Source organism: Bacillus cereus group sp. BfR-BA-01355, from assembly GCF_022663675.1.
Taxonomy (GTDB): domain Bacteria; phylum Bacillota; class Bacilli; order Bacillales; family Bacillaceae_G; genus Bacillus_A; species Bacillus_A thuringiensis_S.
Genome location: NZ_JAKUFY010000378.1, coordinates 1 through 292, shown reverse-complemented (window position 1 = coordinate 292; position 292 = coordinate 1). Strand labels below are relative to the sequence as shown.

Sequence of the window (292 nt, the reverse complement as noted above, 5' to 3'; positions counted from 1 at the left end):
ACTGATTTTTTCACTTTCTTATTCTTGTGAAGAAGAATCGTTAGATGATTGTGTAGAACCATTTGTTGATTTTTCTTCTTTCTTCGGTTCTTCTTTTTTGTCACTAGTTGAACCGCTTGTTGATTTCTCTTCTTTTTGAGACTTGTCTTCTGTTTTATTTTCTGGTTTCGTGCTCGTTGACTTCTCTTCTTTTTGAGATTTGTCGTCAGCTTTTTTACCAGAAGCATTCGTAGCTTTTGCAGCACCTGCATCAGCTTTAATTTCTGTTACTGATTTATTTAAGTAACGTTCA

Annotated in this window: 1 pseudogene; it reads right to left on the bottom strand. The window is 34.2% G+C overall.

The features are described 5' to 3' along the window. Window positions 1-18: 18 nt before the first annotated feature. Window positions 19-292, bottom strand: a pseudogene (locus tag MR167_RS32120) (M23 family metallopeptidase); the annotation flags it as partial.